Origin of the sequence: Hymenobacter taeanensis, assembly GCF_013137895.1 — a bacterium.
GTDB lineage: Bacteria > Bacteroidota > Bacteroidia > Cytophagales > Hymenobacteraceae > Hymenobacter > Hymenobacter taeanensis.
The window spans coordinates 859,423-878,986 of record NZ_CP053538.1 but is presented as its reverse complement, the minus strand read 5'-3'; the positions used below and the strand labels follow the sequence as shown (position 1 = coordinate 878,986).

18 protein-coding genes are annotated in these 19,564 nt (G+C 58.2%); 14 read left to right on the top strand and 4 right to left on the bottom strand.

What is annotated here, in order from left to right; all coding sequences use genetic code 11:
• Positions 1 to 102 precede the first annotated feature (102 nt).
• Positions 103 to 507: a hypothetical protein gene (locus tag HMJ29_RS03720; RefSeq protein ID WP_171590228.1), complete on the bottom strand. Its 405-nt coding sequence runs from the start codon at positions 505 to 507 to the stop codon at positions 103 to 105.
• A gap of 191 nt (positions 508 to 698) precedes the next feature.
• Between HMJ29_RS03720 and HMJ29_RS03715 the strand changes: the two genes are divergently transcribed.
• Both HMJ29_RS03715 and amaB read left to right on the top strand, forming a co-directional pair.
• The gene (locus HMJ29_RS03715; RefSeq protein ID WP_171590227.1) at positions 699 to 1,124 is read left to right on the top strand and encodes a hypothetical protein; all 426 of its coding nucleotides are present in this window, start codon (positions 699 to 701) and stop codon (positions 1,122 to 1,124) included.
• 116 nt (positions 1,125 to 1,240) lie between these two features.
• Positions 1,241 to 2,836, top strand: coding sequence for an L-piperidine-6-carboxylate dehydrogenase (gene amaB / locus HMJ29_RS03710; protein WP_171590226.1), 1,596 nt, complete (start codon positions 1,241 to 1,243; stop codon positions 2,834 to 2,836).
• A 72-nt stretch (positions 2,837 to 2,908) separates the two neighbouring features.
• Here amaB and HMJ29_RS03705 read toward each other — a convergent pair whose 3' ends face one another.
• Positions 2,909 to 3,439, bottom strand: coding sequence for a hypothetical protein (locus HMJ29_RS03705; RefSeq protein ID WP_171590225.1), 531 nt, complete (start codon positions 3,437 to 3,439; stop codon positions 2,909 to 2,911).
• 319 nt (positions 3,440 to 3,758) lie between these two features.
• On the opposite strand from HMJ29_RS03705, the gene HMJ29_RS03700 reads away from it, so the two are divergent.
• The 5 genes from HMJ29_RS03700 to HMJ29_RS03680 all read left to right on the top strand — a co-directional run bounded on the left by HMJ29_RS03700 (position 3,759) and on the right by HMJ29_RS03680 (position 7,730).
• Positions 3,759 to 4,328 carry an RNA polymerase sigma factor gene (locus HMJ29_RS03700; RefSeq protein ID WP_171590224.1) on the top strand — a complete coding sequence of 190 codons (570 nt, stop codon included), beginning with the start codon at positions 3,759 to 3,761 and terminating at the stop codon, positions 4,326 to 4,328.
• A gap of 119 nt (positions 4,329 to 4,447) precedes the next feature.
• Positions 4,448 to 5,212, top strand: coding sequence for a hypothetical protein (locus HMJ29_RS03695; protein ID WP_171590223.1), 765 nt, complete (start codon positions 4,448 to 4,450; stop codon positions 5,210 to 5,212).
• A 3-nt stretch (positions 5,213 to 5,215) separates the two neighbouring features.
• On the top strand, positions 5,216 to 6,466 hold the full coding sequence (locus HMJ29_RS03690) for a DUF4097 family beta strand repeat-containing protein (protein WP_171590222.1): 1,251 nt from the start codon (positions 5,216 to 5,218) through the stop codon (positions 6,464 to 6,466).
• 128 nt (positions 6,467 to 6,594) lie between these two features.
• Positions 6,595 to 7,143: a PPC domain-containing DNA-binding protein gene (locus HMJ29_RS03685; RefSeq protein WP_171590221.1), complete on the top strand. Its 549-nt coding sequence runs from the start codon at positions 6,595 to 6,597 to the stop codon at positions 7,141 to 7,143.
• A 74-nt stretch (positions 7,144 to 7,217) separates the two neighbouring features.
• The gene (locus HMJ29_RS03680) at positions 7,218 to 7,730 is read left to right on the top strand and encodes a PaaI family thioesterase (RefSeq protein ID WP_171590220.1); all 513 of its coding nucleotides are present in this window, start codon (positions 7,218 to 7,220) and stop codon (positions 7,728 to 7,730) included.
• A gap of 78 nt (positions 7,731 to 7,808) precedes the next feature.
• Here the strand turns inward: HMJ29_RS03680 and HMJ29_RS03675 are convergent, their stop codons facing one another.
• Positions 7,809 to 9,365, bottom strand: coding sequence for a DNA integrity scanning protein DisA nucleotide-binding domain protein (locus HMJ29_RS03675; protein ID WP_171590219.1), 1,557 nt, complete (start codon positions 9,363 to 9,365; stop codon positions 7,809 to 7,811).
• Positions 9,366 to 9,536: 171 nt separating this feature from the next.
• Positions 9,537 to 10,325 carry an energy transducer TonB gene (locus tag HMJ29_RS03670; protein WP_171590218.1) on the bottom strand — a complete coding sequence of 263 codons (789 nt, stop codon included), beginning with the start codon at positions 10,323 to 10,325 and terminating at the stop codon, positions 9,537 to 9,539.
• Positions 10,326 to 10,448: 123 nt separating this feature from the next.
• Here HMJ29_RS03670 and HMJ29_RS03665 point away from each other — a divergent pair, with 123 nt between their 5' ends.
• The 7 genes from HMJ29_RS03665 to HMJ29_RS03635 all read left to right on the top strand — a co-directional run bounded on the left by HMJ29_RS03665 (position 10,449) and on the right by HMJ29_RS03635 (position 19,532).
• Positions 10,449 to 10,880 carry a RidA family protein gene (locus HMJ29_RS03665; protein ID WP_171590217.1) on the top strand — a complete coding sequence of 144 codons (432 nt, stop codon included), beginning with the start codon at positions 10,449 to 10,451 and terminating at the stop codon, positions 10,878 to 10,880.
• Positions 10,881 to 11,059: 179 nt separating this feature from the next.
• On the top strand, positions 11,060 to 12,904 hold the full coding sequence (locus HMJ29_RS03660) for a MutS-related protein (protein ID WP_171590216.1): 1,845 nt from the start codon (positions 11,060 to 11,062) through the stop codon (positions 12,902 to 12,904).
• A 190-nt stretch (positions 12,905 to 13,094) separates the two neighbouring features.
• Positions 13,095 to 14,063, top strand: a complete 969-nt coding sequence (locus HMJ29_RS03655) for a bestrophin family protein (protein WP_171590215.1) — start codon at positions 13,095 to 13,097, stop codon at positions 14,061 to 14,063.
• A 206-nt stretch (positions 14,064 to 14,269) separates the two neighbouring features.
• A complete protein-coding gene (locus HMJ29_RS03650) occupies positions 14,270 to 14,623 on the top strand; it encodes a hypothetical protein (RefSeq protein WP_171590214.1) in 354 nt (117 codons plus the stop codon).
• A gap of 84 nt (positions 14,624 to 14,707) precedes the next feature.
• Complete coding sequence (locus HMJ29_RS03645) at positions 14,708 to 16,270, top strand: FAD-dependent oxidoreductase (RefSeq protein ID WP_171590213.1); 1,563 nt, start codon at positions 14,708 to 14,710, stop codon at positions 16,268 to 16,270.
• 62 nt (positions 16,271 to 16,332) lie between these two features.
• Positions 16,333 to 17,226, top strand: a complete 894-nt coding sequence (locus tag HMJ29_RS03640; protein ID WP_171590212.1) for a cyanophycinase — start codon at positions 16,333 to 16,335, stop codon at positions 17,224 to 17,226.
• Between the two features lie 155 nt (positions 17,227 to 17,381).
• The gene (locus HMJ29_RS03635; protein ID WP_171590211.1) at positions 17,382 to 19,532 is read left to right on the top strand and encodes an FUSC family membrane protein; all 2,151 of its coding nucleotides are present in this window, start codon (positions 17,382 to 17,384) and stop codon (positions 19,530 to 19,532) included.
• Positions 19,533 to 19,564: the final 32 nt, after the last annotated feature.

The window sequence follows — 19,564 nt, the reverse complement described above, 5'->3', positions numbered from 1 at the left end:
GCCCCCTATTAGAATAAAAAAAGCCCTCCGCTGACACAGCGGAGGGCTTTTTCTATGGTTAAACGCGTAAGCAGGAAGTGCAAGGTGGCCTGACTTCTGGTGCTAGGCCAGTAGCCAGGTAATGGCCGGGCCTTCTTCAATAAACAACCGAAGCTGGTAGGGCCGCTCAGAGGCAATACCGTACTCAATGTATTCCTGCTGATCAGGTGAAGACTCGTACACCAGCAAACGGGCGGGCGAGCAGTGTACCGCAATGCGCAGCAGCCCGGACGCAAGCTGAGCGGCCTCCGGAAAAAATAGGTGGGTGGTCCAGTGGCCTAGCTCCGGGGCAAGCTGGTCGCGCCGCCGTACATCCAGCAGCCACCGCCACACATTATGCTCTTGAGCCGTGGCTAGCAGAGCGGAAAAATCACGCTGCAGCTGCGGATAGGGGGCATTTTCGGCCCAACGAGCCACCAGAATACCCAGGTCGGGGCGGGGAGTAAGAGTGAAAGATTCGGTGGGCATAGGGAGGCAATTGAAAGAGGCGTCAGCGGTTGGAAAGCACGGCTACTGGAAAATCAGGTGGCCATGAAGTGGCGAAATTTGCATAAGTAGCAGCACCGGGCAAGGGCAGAGCAGTAGGCCAGTGACGCCGAAACCTGCAACCACGGCTGGTACGTTAGCAAAAATTAACCAAGTCCCCTCAGCTGTACAATATGCGAGTTTCTAAACATACAGATTTACGTGACGGCAGTAGCTGCGAGCTGGAGTTTAATGAAGAGGAGGGGTGGCTGCGAGCAATTTGGTTAGGGCACGTTGATCCCATGGAGGCCTATAATGGCGCCGAAATGTTCTTGAGCACCATGCAGAACTTGCACTGCCCATATCTGCTTAATGATAACAGCCGGCTCTCAGGGCCCTGGTTTGACTCGGTGGAATGGCTGCGCAGCGTATGGATGCCACGGGCCCTGCACTTGGGACTGCGCTACATTGCGCACGTGGTGCAACCTCATGATTTGCTGGACCAAGCCGCTACATTGGGTGACTGCTCACCCAACGACGAGTTGCGCCTGCAGCTTTTTGATGATGTGCCTACCGCCGAGGAATGGTTACGCTCGGTGCGCATCAGGCAAGAGGCCTAGGGTGCGAAACAGGTGGCGTATGTAGCGGAGGAGCATAGAAAGGGGGCCAAGCCTATTTTAGTAGCTTTGCCAAAGAGTTTCCTTCGCTTTCCCACCCATCCCCATATCCTTCTAGCATGAAACAAGCCCTCGAAGAAGCGGCCGCCACTGGCACCGACGTACAGGACCACGACCACCACGGCATCCGGCAGGTACTGCAGGAGCTGGGCGTAGAAGCCCAAAGCGCCGCCTGGAGCACTGGCCTACGCTGGGGTAGCAGCACCGAAAATGCCCGTGCCATTCACTCCCCCACCGATGGCCGCCTGATTGGCTCCGTGGCCTTTGCTACCACCGCCGACTACGACCAGGTGGTGAAAACCGCCCAAGAAGCGTTCCAAACCTGGCGCCTGGTGCCCGCCCCCAAGCGCGGCGATATTGTCCGGCAAATTGGCAACAAGCTTCGCCAGTACAAGGAGCCCCTGGGCAAACTGGTAAGCTATGAGATGGGCAAGATCCTGCAGGAAGGTCTGGGAGAAGTTCAGGAGATGATTGACATCTGTGACTTTGCCGTGGGCCTCTCGCGCCAGCTCACCGGCTACACTATGCACTCAGAGCGGCCCGCCCACCGCATGTATGAGCAGTATCACCCGCTGGGCGTGGTAGGCATCATCTCGGCCTTTAACTTCCCGGTGGCCGTGTGGAGCTGGAATGCGATGCTGGCCGCCGTGTGCGGTGATGTGTGCATCTGGAAACCCTCTGAGAAAACGCCGCTGGTAGCCGTGGCCGTGCAGCACATCCTGAAAGAAGTGCTTCAGGAAAATGAGCTGCCGGAGGGCATTTTTAACCTGATTATTGGCGATGCGGAAATTGGCGCCGCCATGGCCGCCGATGGGCGCGTGCCGCTGGTATCGGCTACGGGCAGCACCCGCATGGGCAAAAAAGTAGGCGAAGTAGTAGGTGGCCGCCTCGGGCGCGCACTGCTGGAGCTGGGCGGCAACAACGCCATCATCCTCACTGAGCACGCCGACCTGGACATGGCCATGCGCGCCGTGGTGTTTGGCGCGGTGGGCACGGCCGGGCAGCGCTGCACCACCACTCGCCGCCTCATCATCCACGAGAGTATTTTTGAGGATGTGAAGGCCCGCCTGCTAAAAATCTATCCTAACCTGCCCATCGGCCACCCCCTGCAGGACGGTAACCTGGTGGGCCCGCTCATTGATAAAGCAGCAGTAGAAGGCTTCACCAAAGCTCTGGAAGCTGTGCAGCAGGAAGGTGGCAAGCTCCTGATTGGCGGCGAAGTACTGGAAGGCGCTGGCTACGAAACCGGCACCTACGTGAAGCCTGCACTCGTAGAAGCCCGCAACGAGTACCACACGGTGCAGGAAGAAACCTTCGCGCCCATCCTGTACCTCATCAAGTACAGCGGCGGGGTGGAAGAGGCCATTGCGGTGCAAAATGGCGTACGCCAAGGCTTGTCTTCGAGCATCTTCTCGCTGAACATGCGCGAAACGGAAACCTACCTCAGTCACGCCGGCTCCGACTGCGGCATTGCCAACGTAAACATTGGCACGAGTGGTGCTGAGATTGGTGGCGCCTTCGGGGGCGAGAAGGAAACCGGCGGCGGCCGTGAGTCTGGCTCCGATGCCTGGCGCATTTACATGCGCCGCCAAACCAATACCATCAACTATTCCAATCAGCTCCCGCTAGCTCAGGGTATCAAGTTTGACGTGTAAAGTGGCTTAGTGGCCTAGAAACAAAACGCCCGGCTGGTTTTCCAGTCGGGCGTTTTGTTTCTAGGCCACTTTCTAAGAGCCAATCTTAATGTCGCCGTGGCCTTTTAGGTACAGGATTGCCGGAGCCTTTTGGTAAATGAGGTAGTACACCCGGTACGTGGTATTGGGCTGGAATTTATCGGCGGGAAAATCAAAGCCGAAGAGCACTTCGGAAACGCTGAAGGGGCCATACTCGAGCTTCTCCACCACTTTATAGTTTTTGTCAACAAAAACCATAGACCAGGTAGCTCCATTAGGAATGCCATAAAAGCCGTAGGCGCCTTTCTTAGTAGTAGTGGGGTTGGGGAAAAACTCTCGCGGCTGAATGCGCAGCGGGAATGGTGCATTTAAGTTGAAGGGAACAGTAAAGAGCTTTTGTTCCTCTTTAGTCCAGGTCTCGTCGGCGGTCCAGTCAGTGGTATCAATGGTGCCGTAGAGGCGGTTACTGGCGTCGCGTTGGGTAATACCATCATGGGGGCCAAAGTCGATGGTTGGCTTGGCGTCTTTTTTATCACACGCAGTTACACTGGCCAGAAGGCATGCGCTAAAAATACGTTTTTTCATTAGCTGATATAAGTAGGTAACGGGGCAGTAAGATGCGCCAGAAAACATAAATATTTAATTGGCGGGCCATCTTATTGATCAATACATCAACGGCTGAGCCCATCTGCCAGAAAAGTGGCAATGCTACACCGCCTGAGGTGAGCAGCGCTGGCCAATGAACAATCTTGAATTGACGGGTGTCTTGGAAAGAGAGTGCAACCTCGCGGGTCTAGGCCTGTCTTTCACCTGCTTACCCGATAGTACTCGCCGATTTAGCCCGGAAAAGTTGGATATTTACGATTCACACCTTTCCGAATCCCCGCCAACCCAGACCCAACCCATGGAGGCATTTGCATACACTGACATCAACGCTCCACTGGTGGAGCGCTGCCGCCTGGGTGACCGGCGGGCACAGGCTGAAATCTACAAGCGCTACTCAAAAGCCATGTTCAACGCTTCGTTGCGCATCACCGGCAACTTTGCTGAGGCCGAGGATGTGTTGCAAGAGTCTTTCCTGAGTGCCTTCCGGGAGCTGCACAGCTACAAGGGCGACTCATCGTTTGGCTCCTGGCTGAAGCGCATTGTTATCAACAAAAGTATTAACTGCCTGCGTAACCGGCGCCTGCAACTAGTGCCGCTGGCTGAGCAACACGACGGGGCTGCTTTCGACCACGACGACCACGGCCTGGGCCTCGACTCAGAGGACCTTTCGTGGCGGGCCGATGTAGTACGGCGCTGCGTGCAGGAACTCCCCGATGGCTACCGTGTGGTGCTGTCGTTGTACCTGCTGGAGGGCTACGACCACGCCGAAATAGCCAGCATTTTGCATATCACTGAATCTACTTCGAAGTCGCAATACAGCCGGGCTCGCAAGAAATTACTTGAATTGGCCCGCCAACACGGCCTGTAACACGTATTCGACAGCGTACCAGACTCCGCCTGATTGTTTTTAGCCTGCGGCCTAGTATCGCCCACCACCCCTTCCAGACGATACCGGGCATAGTGGCCTAGAGCGCTTCACCACCTGACATGAACGAGAAGAAAACCGGACTTGAATCCTTTGTTGAGCGCCACCGCGCCGACTTTGACGCGTTCGAGCCGCGCCCCAACTTGTGGGACGACATCGAACTAGACCTTACCGCACCAGCGGTTTCCTCTGAGGAAGAAGCGCCGTTGCGGATCGTAGCCCTATACCCTGAAGAAGCGTTGGCGCCGCTGGCGCCTGTGGCCCCCACTACGCCGCCCGCTGCCCGCACGGCCTGGCCCTATGGCATTGCCGCTTCCGTGGCTGCTATTGTAATGGCCGGCTATTTCTGGCAAGCCCAGCACCCCGCCACCATCTGGACGCGGGCAAGCGCTACAACTTCTGCCTTGGCCGCTCAGATAACACCGGATGCTCAGGAAAGCCAGACCTTTTACAAAGGCCCAGGCCTAACTGCCACGGCTGCTACCGATGGCCCCGAGCAACGCCTGGGAGGTGCCGTACAACGCATGGAGTCTTACTACGCCGCCCAGATTACGGAGCGCCAGCAGGAGCTAACCACCCTGGATGCCGAAATGCCCGCCGCCCCGCGTGCCGATTGGCGCCAGGAGCTTACCTCCCTCGACTCAACGTATCGGCAGCTGAAAGTAGAGCTTTACCGCAACCCCGAGCCAGATGTAGTGCTGGAAGCCATGAACCGCAACCTGCAGATCCGGTTGGATCTGCTGACCCAGCAGTTGCGCACGCGGGAAAGAATCCGTGATTATCACAATCAACCGTACATGGTGGCTGACAGCCGCCGGATGCCGTAAGCTATGAGCTCCCCTCGTAATAGTGCTGTACTAAGTTTGTGGCCGTGGCGCCTGCTGTCAATAGTGGGGCTACTGGCCGTGGTGGCGGGGCCGGTAGGGGCACAGACTGCATCTGACCCCGCCATGGGACCGGCGGTGCATTACTACCCTCAGCCCAAAGACACGGCTTGGCCCCAAGGCCAGAGCGGCCCCGACAATATTTGCCAGGGCAGCACCGCCCAAGGCCCCCAAGATGATGCCCAGGCCCCCACGGTAGAGAAAGTCCGCAGGCTTAGCCGGACGTTCAAGGCCATGGGTAAGCCTTATACCCTGGATACCCGCTATGGTCGCGTGCAGGTAAACGTGTGGAGCCGCAACGAGGTGCGGACTGATGTGGATATCATTACCCGCTCCGACACGGAAGAAAAAGCTCAGCAGCTGCAGGAAATGATTAACGTGCAGGTAGCTGAAAAAGACCCTGCCACCGACGGCATCAGCGTGAAGTCGCGCTTTGGTGCTATGCCGCGGGAGTGCTGGAGCCGCACCAAGCTCTACGAGGTGAACTACACCGTGTGGGTACCCAAAAATACGCCCCTGCACCTGCATAACAGCTTTGGGGAGGTAATTCTGACCGGTGACGTAAGCGGCATTACTGACCTGGCCGTAGAGTATGGCACCCTGCGCACCGCCCGGCTCGAGGGCAGCCGTAACCTGGTGCGCGTAAATAACGGCCAGTGTGCCATGTCGTATGTGCGTACCGCCAGCATTGATGCTTCCTACTCCAAGCTGCGCCTGACGGCAGGCGACGTAGTAGACCTGCGCAACAACTCCTCGGACATTGACATTGGAACGGTAAAAGACCTCACCGTACACAGCAAGTACGGCGACGTGGCCCTGGGCAACGTAAGCAACTTGCGCGGCACCTCGGGCTATTCCAAGTTCAGCGTTGATAAGCTCAGCAACCAATTGGATATGACCGTGCAGTTCTGCCCCAATTTCGAGGTGCGCAGCACGGGCAAAAACTTCCGCCAGATCAACGTAGACGGAGGGTACAGCACAATCCAGCTGAATTTCCCCGACGAGGCCGCGTTCAAATTTGATGTAAACACCGAGCACGGCAAGCTGCTGGTAGATAAACGCTTGGTGCGGGTAGATTCAGAAGAAAGCAGTGCCTCATCCAGTGACATGCAGGGCAGCTTTGGTAGTGTGCCAACCCGCGCGGGCGGCAACGTGAACATTAAAGTGCGCTACGGCAACGTAAGCTTCAATAAGTAAGCACCTAGCCTCAAGTGCCACTATACAGCAAAGCCCTCCTTCTAACTGCCCAGCCTAGGGCAGTTAGAAGGAGGGCTTTGCTGTAGCTGGAAAGATGGGGTAACCCATAGGGAAGCTACCTTGGCCTCATGATTCAATTTTTGTTGACGGGGCTGCTGGCACTGCAGGTGTTGGTTGCCTCGGCTCAATCTGCTCCTGCTATGTCTGCTAGGCCACTTGCCGTTTCCAGTGCTTCTTCACCCATGCGGGCTCATGCCCTGCGCCTGCACCCCGGCGACGATTTACGCCAGCAGCTACTACGCTTTGTGGAAGGGCAGCACCTGAAAGCCGGTGCGGTGTTAACCTGCGTGGGGAGCCTGACTACCACCACGCTACGCCTGGCTAACCAAGAGGGACCCACAGTGTACCACGGCCACTTTGAGATTGTGTCGTTAGTCGGGACGCTGTCGGTGAATGGCAGCCACTTGCATCTATCCGTAGCTGACTCCACGGGCCGAACTATTGGCGGGCATCTGCTGGATGGAAACATCATTTATACCACCGCCGAAATAGTGCTGGGAGAACTTCCTGAGCTGGATTTCCGTCGGGAAACCGATGCCACCTACGGCTACAAGGAACTCAGCGTGCATCCAGCCGACGACAAACCCCGCAAAGCACCGCGCGCTGGCCGCAAGTAGTGGCCTACCGAAGAGTAGAAAGAGGTAGAAAGTAGGCTTGCCTAACAACTTCACCTAATTCGGTATATTTCGGCATGACCTCCCAGCCAACTCCCGCTCCCGCTGATACGCCCCGCATGGAGCAATTTCGTCGGATCATCCAGAATCCGTTGAAGCTGCGGCTGTTTATGCTGCGCAGCCTGCCCATGGCGTATCTGGCGGGCTTGCGCATCCGGAGCATAACCGTGCAGGAGGCTACCGTGACGGTGCCGTTTAAGTACCTCACAAAAAACCCGTTTGGCAGCATTTACTTCGCTTGCCTGAGCATGGCCGCCGAAATGGCCAGTGGCCTACTGGCCATGATGCACGTGCAAAGCGGCTCGCCTACCTCCATGCTGGTAGTGGGCCTGGAAGCTGAATTCACTAAAAAAGCCGTGGGCCTTATTGCCTTCACCAGCACTGATGGCGCCGCTATTGCGCAAGCCATGGCAGAAAGCCGCGCAACGGGTGAAGGGCGCACCGTAGTGTGCACCAGCACTGGCCTAGACCAAGCCGGCGACGTAGTGGCCGTATTCCGCATCACGTGGTCGTTTAGGGCAAAGAAGTAAATGAGGTGATGTAAAAAGGGAAGAGGTGAGAAGTAGGGCAACTTACTTCTCACCTCTTCCCTTTTTACATCACCTCATTTACTCCTCGCGCAGGCTTTCTTTGGTAACCACATCTACTAGGCCGTCTTCACTTACCACAATGGCAATGCACGGGTAAGGAGAGCTGTCTACGTAACGGACCGCGGAGTTGAAACGGGCGCCGCGGGTGCTGTTGCCGTGGCCGGAGGCTTTGCCATCCAGGATTACGCCAATAGAATAGCAATATGCATCGGGGTCGAGCAAGACGGCGCCATCAATGGCTGTTACCAGGCTCGTGATGAGCGGGGTGAGGGGAACTGGCTCAATGAGCGTGCATTGTAGCTTAAGGCGGTCGGCCTCGGCTAGTGCTTCCGTGGTAATAACCAGCAGCGTGCCGTGCTTTTGGCGGCTGGCTTCCTGCACCACATCCCAAAGGCGCTCCACCTTATCCAGGTCGGTGAGCTGGAAGGTCCGCTTAAGGTCACGCCGGAATTTGTTGCGGTTGAGGTGGGTACGCGGCAAACTGGGCAAGCCGTAGTGGGCCCGCATCAGCACATGCCCATCATGCTGAAACTCCCAGGCGTAGTGGTTCACGAAGTTGATGACGAACAGGTCTTCGCGGGTGGTATCGTAGTGGCCTACCTGGCGGCCCAGCGCATACACGTTCTCGGCGTCGGCCAGCAGGCTTACGTCCTCGGTCGTCATTTCGAGAAGCTTGCGCACCGCCCGGTAGTCGGTGAGCGGAGTAGGGCAGGTGAGGGCAAATATCTCCGTGAGATTAGGGTGGCCGCGCCGGGCCAGCATCATCTTTCCTACCCCTTCAGCCCCCTCATAGCGCAACGACGAGATAGTGTTGCAGGTGGCAAACAGCTTGGCCATGGAAGGGTTCATGCCGATATCCTGGGCGGGAGTATCCATGAACAGCTGGCCCGCGGCCCGTATCAGCTCATCGGTATCACGGGGGCGTACCAGCAGGCCCGAGCCCGGTTCCGGCTCCGTCAGGGACTTCAGGCACTCCTCATTAAAACGCACAATGGCGGCCTTCAGCAAAGAGTGCGGCAGAACCCGGCCATCGGTATAAAAACGGTTAGGCTGCAACGTGGGGTAGCTGTTCATCACCTTGCGGTTGAGCTGCAGCACCGGAATCACGAAGTGGCGGTCTATCTGAATAGGGAAGCCCGCAAACGAGACGCGTTTGCCCTGGTTATCTAGCTCCTCGAGAACTTCCTGCACAGAGCGGCGCAGCCCCATGGCGTGCTGGCGGCGCTGAATTACCGGCTCGGGCATCACCTCTGGGTCGGAGGGGGCCCATTCAGAAGTGAGCTGCAAATACTGGCCCCGGGCAATGGCTCCCGTAAAAGCTGCGGCATCAAAGCCACAGTCTTCCGGCTCCAGGCACACCGTGGTAGTTTCCTCATGCGGATCGGCTGGAATGGCCAGCAGCAGCACGTAGGGGTCCAGGTCGTCATCCAGCGCCTCAAAAATGCCAGTAGCTACCACCTGCGCTGCCTGTCGGAAACGTGCCTGGTAGGGCCAGATAGAATAACTATCGGGCAGCGGCAGCGGATGGCCAAAGGCGACGGGCGGGGCCGAAATAAGAGGCAGGGGCGACAGCATCGGAAGGGGCAGAAAGAATGGCAGGAGCGGAGGAACCGGCGGGCCACTAACTCATCAGCCGGTAGTACAGTAGTATACTGGCAGACGAGTAACGAAAGGATATATTTTAAAAGAGTTCCTAAAACCTGCCTGCGTTGCACTACACGCAAGTTTTAAGTGCCCAAGGGTAGGCTATAGCTGGAATACAACAGGCAAAACCATTTTTTGCTTCATAGGCTGGCCCTTATACGTAGCGGGCTCCCATTTGGGGGCCGCTTTGATGAGGCGAATGGCTTCTTCATCGAGGCCGGAGCCCATGCGCTTAATGGGCTTTATTTCAGCAAGAGAGCCATCTTTCTGTACTATAAACTCCATCATCACGCGGCCTTCTACCTTACGCTGGCGTGCTAGGGCAGGGTACTTCTGGTTTTGCTGGATCCACTCAAAAAACGCATCGGTGCCGCCTACTGGCCTGGCGGGTTTATCGGGCGTTACAACCTGGGTGGTGGGGCCAGCCCCGGCCGCTGGGGCAGCTCCGGCCGTTCCGCCCTCCGCGCTGGCCGGAATCTGGAACGTAATAGGAATAGAAACGCGCTGGCGCACTACACCGCCCCGGTGCTGAGCGGGCGTCCAGCGCGGGCCAGCCTTAATCAGGCGGATGGCCTCGGCATCCAGCTCCGGCGCTACGGGCTGGGCCACGGTCACGTTGGAAATAGAGCCGGTTTTCTCAATTACAAAGGTCACATTTACGGTGCCCTGCGTGCCGGCCTGGAGCGCCGCGGTGGGGTATTGCTGCTTGTCGGCAAGGTACTGGGCGTAGGCGTCCAGGCCACCCAGAGGCACGGCGGGCTTCTCCACGGCGTCATAAATCTCGGCGGCGGGCTGCTTGGGGTATTTAAGTTTTTGCTGGGCGAAGGCAGATGCGGAGGCCACGGCGCTCAGAGCCAGCGCAAGCGTAACACGGCGGAAAGTGGGCGTCATGAGAAAGATAGAAGAGAAGAAGGAGCTAAAATACCGGGTTGGGCGTACGTCAACAACCGCACCAGCCCCGGTTCAGGTTCGTTGGCCATGCAAAAAGCGCCGCATTTCGGTAGATTTGGCGGTATGGCATCTGACGCAACTTCCTCGGCCCACAACTCCAGCCGCGCCCCCGAGCCGGTAGGCCTCTATCCGCACGCCCGGCGCGCCGGTAATCTGCTATTCCTATCTGGCGTGGGCCCACGCCAGCGCGGCGAGAAACAGGTGCCCGGCGTGGAGCTGGACACCGCCGGCCGCATAGTGGCCTACGATTTTGAGCGCCAGTGCCACGCCGTGTTTCAGAACGTGCGCTACATTCTGGAAGAAGCCGGGGCCCGTTGGGAAGACCTCGTGGACGTAACCGTGTACCTCACCAACATGCGCAACGACTTCCCGACCTATAACCGCCTCTATGCCCAGTATTTCCAAAGCAACCAGCCCTGCCGCACCACTGTGGAAGTCAACTGCCTGCCCACACCCATTGCCATTGAGCTGAAGTGCATTGCGGTAATAAGCTGATTTACTCTATTGAGTAGAAAGCATGTCAGGGAGTATGTGGCTATTATAGGGCCACTGACGGGGCGAAAGGCCTTGGCTTCACTTGGCAGAGTGAGTAACAGGCTCAGGCACGGTGCAGTTTAAGCTAGCCTGGCCTAGGCCACCTTGCGTACCTTCGTGGTTTCATTGAATCTGCTGCCGTGCCTGTTTCCCCTGCCACTCGTACCCTATCTGTTTCGCCCGCTGAGCTTTTCCAGGAAAACCTGGCCCATTACACTGAGCGTGAAGCCTACTTCGCGGGCCGGCACCGCCTAGTGGCCTTGGTGCGGCTGCTGGTATTTGGGGGCGCGGCAGTAGGAGCATGGCTACTGTTCAGCAATGGGCAAGTGATGGCGGGCTTCGGACTGCTGTTTGCGGCCTACCTCGTGTTTCTGGGCCTAGTGCGCTGGCATACTACCGTGGGCTACCAGCGGGAGCATCATCGCCTGCTGGCCCAGCTCAACCGCGACGAGCAACTACGCCTGGGGGGCAAGCTCACGAGCTTTGACCCCGGCCTGCGCTACCTTGACACCCAACACCCCTACGCCGCCGACCTCGATGTGTTTGGCAGCCATTCCTTGTTCCAGCTACTCAACCGCAGTACCTCCCGGCTAGGGCAGGATTGGCTGGCCGGGTGGCTGCTGGCCCCCAGCCCGGCCGCGGCGGTGCGGGAGCGGCAACAGGCCACCGCCGAGCTGGCCCCCGACGTGGCCTGGCAGCAGGAGTGGCAGGCCCGCGCCTGGCACTACGCCCGCCAGGAGTCAGACCCGCGCCAGTTTGCGGCCTGGCTGCAGCTGCCGGACTTTTTTGCGGGCAAGAGCTGGCTGCTGCCGCTGCTGGTAGTGCTGCCTCTGCTCACGGTAGGTGGCCTGGTGGCTTTGCTGAACGACTATGGCCCCTGGTACCTGTTCGGTGGCTTACTGCTGACTACTTTCCTGAATTCCAGGTTTAAGGAGCAGCGGGCAGCGTATTATCAGCAGGCCACGGCCATGCGTGATGCGCTGCGGGCGGCGCACGATCAGCTGGCGCTCTTTGAGCAACGTGACTGGCAAGATGCCGGCCTGCGCCGCCTTCACCGCACGCTGCAGGTAGCAGAGGGCGTTACGGCCTCACAGCTGCTAGGCTGGCTGGCGCGCATTGCGGGCTGGTTTTCATTGCGCCAAAACCCGGCCGTGGCGGGCACGGTGAATGGGCTGCTGCTCTGGGACCTATGGGGCATGTGGCAGCTGGAGCGCTGGAAGCGCCGCCTTGGGGGTAAGCTGGAGCCGCTGTTGGAGGCTGCTGCTGAGCTAGATGCCCTAGTGAGCCTGGCTGCCTTCAGAGCTGCTAACCCTACCTACGCCGAGCCTGGCCTGAGCCCGGAGGCGCTGGAGGTTTCTGCCGAAGCGCTAGGCCACCCACTCATCTTCGACCACCAGCGCATCACCAACGATTTCCGGTTGAGTGGCCTGGGCCAGACGGCTGTTATTACGGGCTCAAATATGGCGGGCAAAAGCACGTTTCTACGGACGGTGGGTCTGAATATGGTGCTGGCCCAGGCCGGTGCCGTGGTAGCCGCCCACAGCTTCCGGTGCAGCCCGGCACAAGTGTATACCGCCATGCGCACCAACGACAACCTCGCGGAAAACACATCCTCCTTTTACGCTGAGCTTAAACGCCTGCGCCTGTTGCTGGATCTGGCCGAGGCGCCCGAAGCCGCCCAGTTGCCGGTGTTTTACCTGCTCGATGAAATCCTGAAGGGCACTAACTCCCAGGACCGCCACCGCGGGGCCCGCGCCCTGGTACACCAGCTGCACAAGCGCCCCGCCAGCGGCCTTATCAGCACTCACGACCTGGAGCTGGCCGCTCTGGAGCAGGAGCTGCCGGGTACCGTCAGCAACTTTAGCTTCAACAGCTTCTTGGAGCCCGATGGCACCCTACGCTTCGACTACCACCTCACGCCGGGCGTATGCCGGGCCTTCAATGCCAGCCAGCTGATGCGCCTAATGGGTATTATGTTGGAATAGACGCAAAGGCAACAAGAGCAACTGAGCAGGTAATTGCGAACGGTGAGTAGCGGTGCACTGGATGGTATGCGTAAAGCAGCTGCATAGTAGCGTGCAGGCCACTTTAATGTGAGGTTAATGTGGCGCACGTACTTTGCAATGCTCCGGGTTACTGGGAGCCTTCTTTCATCTGCTCCTTAACACCCCCTCCGTGTACGTACGTAGTAATCTGCGCTTGCGCGTAATCTGGAAGTATGCCTGGAAAAGCCTCTTGGTTTTTACCGCCTACTCCGTGTTTGTATGTTTTGTATATGGCCCCCTAAACCTGCACTCGGTATCCATTCCGTGGCAACCGGTTGCGCTATTGGGTACGGCCGTGGCCTTTTACATCGGTTTCAAAAATAACGGCTCCTATGAGCGTTTCTGGGAAGGCCGTAAGCTTTGGGGCGGTATCGTGAACAGCAGCCGCACGTTTGCGGTGGAGGCTTTGGAGTTTGTGACTTCCGTGGTTGATGCGCCCAACGTAGATGCCCCCGCGGCCTCGGCCCAGGAGCTTTCGGTGCGGCACAAGCGCATGGTGTACCGCCAGATTGCGTGGTGCAACGCGTTGCGCCTGAACCTGCGGCGCCAGCCCGAGCAGTGGGATGCCGCTGTGGCCCCTTTCCTGGATGAGGAAGAATCAGAGAGGCTGCGGCAGATGGGCAACCCCCCGGCTCACCTGATCCGGCAGCAGGCCGCCGATTTGCGAGTGCTCCGGGAGGAGCGTGGTCTGCTCAATGACTTCCAGCACGTGCAAATGATTCGTACTCTAGAAATTCTGTATGACCTGCAGGGCGGGTGCGAGCGAATCAAAAATACGCCTTTCCCGCGCCAATATGCCTTCTTCAGCTACGTCTTCATCTGGATTTTTGTGGCCCTGCTGCCGCTAGGCCTCATTGGCGAATTTGCCAAAATGGGCCCCGACCATATCTGGCTGACCGTGCCGTTTTCCGTGCTGGTGTCGTGGGTGTTTAATACCATTGAGGTGGTAGGCCACACCAGCGAGAACCCCTTTGAAAACGAAATGAACGATGTGCCCATGACGGCCATCTGCCGCACCATTGAAATTGACCTGCGCCAGATGCTGGGCGAAACCGAGGTGCCTCCGAAACTGGAGCCCGTAGATGATATTCTGTACTAGCGTATAGCGCCCGCCAACCCCTACTTTCTTATCCGGCCAGTGCCGCCCGCCCTAGTAGCAACCGCTGACAGGGTGGGCGGCACTGGCTTGTTGGCGCTAGGCCACCAGGAAGCTGGGGAGGTCTTTCTGCCGGCAACCTGCAACCTCACTGGGGTGAGCAGGCTCTCCTGAGTAGAACCACCCCAGCTACCCTCTTAATCTATACTATGCGGAATCAGATTGCATTGCTACTCATACTGGTGGCCGGAGCCTCGGCCTGTGATAAGGAAGAAACGGAGCCAGGCCCAGCCAACCCCGTCACCGTACGCTACGCCCAAACCAACTGCGCCGACCCGTGGGCTACTACCGCGCCCAACACCACCACCGATGAGGGCTTTCAGCAAGCCGTGCAGCAATACGTTGAGCAGAAAGGCGTGAAGCTGTACGGTATCAAAATCAGCAACAGTGCTTCGCAGGTTACGTGCCGGGCTTGCGCTTGCCCTACGGGGAAGGTATTAGAAGCTAAAGTAGAGGCCACGGAGGTAGCCACCGTAAAGCAAATAGGCTTTAAGCAGCCGTAAGGCTTTCGGGGCGGGGTAAGCTCAACCTTAACCCGCCCCGAAAGCCTGGCGTAGAGAGAAGCTCATCTTTTTCGATCTGCTGCTATGGCCTCTACCCCTAACCCTGCCCGTACTTCTGGCGCTACTACTACCTCGTGGTTTGGTACTGCTGGCCCGCTAACTGCCTTTAAGCCCCTGAAAAAGTCTACTTCTACTGATGTGGTGGTAGTAGGGGGCGGCATTGCGGGCCTTACTACCGCGTACTTGCTGGGTAGGGAGGGGCTCAAAGTGGTAGTGCTGGAAGATGGGGACCTGGCTAGCGGCGAAAGCGGGCGCACCACCGCCCACCTCTCCAATGCCCTCGATGACCGGTACAGCACCCTGGAGCAGCTGTTTGGGGAGACCGGTGCCCGCCTGGCGGCCGAGAGCCACGGTATGGCCATTACGCGCATTGAGGAGATTGTGCAGCGGGAAAACATCGACTGCGACTTTACCCGCCTCGATGGCTACCTGTTTTTGCCCAAAGATGGCGACCCTAAAGAACTGGACGACGAGCTAGCGGCTGCTCATCGGGCAGGCTTGAGCGGCGTTGAGCGCCTCAAGGATGCCCGCGTAAAAGGGTTTCATACCGGCGAGTGCCTGAAGTTTCCGAGCCAGGGACAGTTTCATATTCTGAAGTATCTGGAAGGGCTCACCCAAGCCATTGTGCGGCAGGGTGGCCAGATTTATACCCACACCCACGTAACGGATGTGCAGGGTGGCCCCAAAGCTCGCGCCGTCGTTTCTGATGAGGTGGATGTGCAGGCCCGGGCCGTGGTAGTAGCCACCAACACCCCCTTCAACGACCGGGTGGTGATGCATACCAAACAGAGCCCTTACCGCACATATGCGCTGGCGGCCCGCGTGCCTAAGGGCTCAGTAACTAAAGCCCTGTACTGGGATACCGCCGACCCCTACCACTACATCCGGCTGCAGGAAATCACAGATTCAGCGGCTGACTATGACCTGCTGTTGGTGGGCGGCGAGGATCATAAAACCGGCCAGGAGGACAACCCCGAGGAGCGGCTGCGCTGCCTGGAGGAGTGGACGCGTGAGCACTTCCCGGCGGTGCAGAGCATTGAGTACCGGTGGTCGGGGCAGGTGATGGAGCCTGTAGATAGCTTGGGCTATGCGGGCCGCAACCCCCTCGATGCCGAGAATATGTATATTATCACCGGCGACTCAGGCCACGGGATGACCCACAGCACGCTGGGCGCCCAGATAGTCACCGACCTGATCCAAAACCGCCCCAACCCCTGGACCAGCCTCTACGACCCCGGCCGCGTGACCGTTCGCCCGGAGTCAGTGAAGGAGTTTGTGCGCGAAAACCTCAATGTAGTTGCGGAGTACACCGATCTGCTCACGGGCGGCGACGTGAGCAAGGAAGCAGAGATAGAGCCCGGTACGGGGGCGGTATTGCGGCGGGGCATCTCGAAGGTGGCTGTGTACCGTGATGCCGCCGGCCAAACTCACGAGTGCTCTGCTATCTGCCCCCACCTGGGGTGCGTGGTGCACTGGAATGGCCTCGAAAAAAGCTGGGACTGCCCGTGCCACGGCTCGCGCTTTACCCCATTTGGTGAGCTGCTAAATGGCCCGGCCAATTCCAACTTGGCACCTGTAAAAGAATAATCAGCGCTTACCGTCACGCCGTGGTCGGCCAGGCCAGGTTAGTTGTTGTACTACATTGTTGTATGCCAGCATCCTCTAAAAAATCCGTTGCCAAGGCAGGCGGGCAAGCGAGCTGCCCACACCCCCAGGGAATATTAATTCCTATTGGGGGCCATGAGCGTAAAGAGCAGCTCCCCGAAAGTGAAACCAGTGAAATACCAGATATAGCGCCAGCGCTTATTCTGCAACGCGTAGTAGATGAGCTGGATGGTAAAGGCCCCATTGTGGTGATACCAACGGCCTCAGAGGATGCGGAGCAGGCAGGCGAGGAATACGTGGAAATATTCCGGAAGCTAGGGGCCAGCCGGGTAGAGGTGCTCAACATTCAGACCCGGCAGCAGGCTAATGACGAAGAACTGGTGAAGGTGCTGCAGAAGGCCCGGGGCGTAATGTTTACGGGTGGCGACCAGCTGCGGCTGACCGCGTTGCTGGGCGGCACTCTGCTGCAGCAGGTTATTAAGCAGCGCTACACCCATGACCAGTTTCTGATTGCGGGCACCAGCGCGGGAGCCACGGCCATGAGTACGCCCATGATCTACCAGGGCCGCAATGATGCCGGCATGCTCAAGGATGAAATTCATATTACCACTGGCCTAGAGTTTCTGCACAACGTGGCCATTGATACGCACTTTGTAGCCCGGGGCCGCATTGTGCGCATGGCCCAGATTATTGCCACCAACCCCGCCTGCATTGGGCTGGGGCTGGAGGAAAATACCGGCGTAGTTATTACCAAAGGCTGCGAGCTGGAAGTAATTGGGGATGGTATCGTGATTATAGTAGACGGCATGCAGTGCTCCTCTACCAACATTCATGAAATAGCCCCTGGCACTCCCTTCACCATGCGCGACTTGCGCGTGCACATGCTGGCCCGGGGTGAGCGATATACGCTGCCCATACTGGAGCAAATGCACACCTGAGAGGTGACCTAGCCGAGACTTACCACAAAACAAAAGCCGGGTCTGCGCAACGTAGGCTCGGCTTTTTTCTGGTAGCTTGGCCCAAGCGTCAGAACCCGTCCGTAGGGCGCGTACATCCGTATAGCCGCCACGAACCTGCCCCGCAGCCTGCTGCAATGAATGATCATACCCGCAATTTTCAGTACTTCTTCTCCAGCCAGGACTTTTCTGATGGCCTGCGCACCACGCTTTCCATTCTGATTCCGGGGGTGGCGCTGGGCTTGCTAGGCCACCTTGATGCCGGCCTGACCGTATCGTTGGGGGCTTTGTGTATTAGCATTACTGACTCGCCGGGGCCGGTGGTGCACAAGCGCAATGGCATGCTGGCAGGCCTGGTACTGCTGCCGCTGGTGGCCCTGCTCACGGGCCTGGCGCAGCCTTACCTGTGGCTGCTGGGCCTGGAGGTGGTGGTGCTCAGCTTTGTGTTTACGCTGTTTCTGGCGTACGGCAACCGCGCTGCCTCTGTGGGGACAGCCGGCTTGCTATTACTCATTCTGATGATGGACCGGCACCTGTCGTTTTTACAGCTGCTGCAGTATGCGGGACTGGTTGCGGCTGGGGGCCTCTGGTACATGGCCATTAGCCTGCTGACCTACCAAATTAGGCCCTACCGGCCGGCCCAGCAGGCCTTGGGGGAGTGCATTAGGTCAATTGCTGATTTCCTGCGGCTCAAGGCCGATTTTTACCGCACCCGCACCAGCCTGGAAGAAGACTACCGCCGGCTGGTGGCTCAGCAGGTAACCGTGAACGAAAAGCAGGATGCCGTGCGCGAGCTGCTATTCAAAACCCGCCAAATGATTAAGGAGTCAACGGGCAATGGGCGGCGGCTGGTGCTCACCTTCGTAGATGTAATTGACCTCTACGAGCATATTACGGTCACGTACTACGACTATGCCGCCATCCGGACGCAGTTTGGCTCCTCTGGGGTGTTAGAAGCAGTGGCCGATGTGGCCGACCTGATGGCCGCTGAGCTGGAGAACATAGGATTTGCCATTCAGGCCAACCACGGTTTCCGGTCGCGCGCTAACCTCACCAGTGGCCTAGAGCAGCTCAAAGCCCGCATCGATGCCCTCGATGACCCCAGTCAGCCCGGGAGTACGCTGGTGCTGAAAAAGATTCTGGTAAACCTGCGCAACCTCAACCAGCGCCTGCAGGATATTCAGGCCTACTTCAATGCCAGCGCCCCCACACTCGGTGGCAACGAGCTGGAGTTTGGCCGGTTTGTAGGCCACCAAAGCTTTGGGCTAGAGCAACTGCGCGACCATCTAACCCTGAACTCCGGCGTGTTCCGGCACGCGGTACGCATGATGCTGGCCTGCCTGGTGGGTTTTCTGGTGGCCAAATTGCTGCTGCCCGGCCACCATAGCTACTGGATTCTGATGACCATTACCTACATGCTCAAGCCCGCGTTCAGCCTCACTAAGCAGCGCAACGTGCAGCGGGTGCTGGGTACGTTGGTGGGCGGCGTAGTAGGCGGCGTGGTACTCTGGCTGGTGCAGGATAAAGCTACCCTAGTGGTGCTGCTAGGTCTGTTTATGCTTGCCTCTTTCAGCTTCACGCGCAGCAACTACGTGGTGGCTGTTACCTTCATGACGCCCTTCGTGCTTATCCTGTTCAGCTTCCTGGGGCTCCATTATCTGCAGGTGGTAGAAGAACGCGTGATTGATACCATTACGGGTTGTGTGCTGGCCTTTGGCGCCGCGTATCTGCTGTTTCCGCGGTGGGAGTCTGACCAGTTGCAGGACTACATGAAACAGGTGTTGCACGCCAATCTGCGCTACCTCCAAACCCTGTTTGAAACCCTAAACGGGTCAGCTGTGGCGGTGGTAGATTACAAGCTGGCCCGCAAGGAGGTGTATGTAAGCTCAGCTAACCTGGCGGCCGCTTTTCAGCGCATGATGTCGGAGCCCCGCGCTAAGCAGCACCGCCCCAATGAAGTGCACGAGTTTGTGGTGCTCAACCACATCCTGTCCTCCAATGTGGCCTCCATTACCTCGGCAATGCTCACGGGCAGTCGTCGGCCGCCGCAGGTGCCCAGCCTGCTCAAGCCCGTTCGTCAGGCTCAGCAGTCGTTGTACCGGAGCTTGCGGGCGCTTAACCCCCAAGAGCCCGAGCTACCTAACGTGCCCGATAGCACTGGCCTGACCACCGAGGCCACCGTTGATCCGCAGCTAGTAGAGCAGCTTGATTTCATTCAGAAGGTCAGCACTGATATTCGTAAGGTGACGGAAGAAACCCTCAGCAGCGAACCGACTGGCAGTAAGTAGCCGAGATGACCTGCGGTGCCTTATATTGGCAC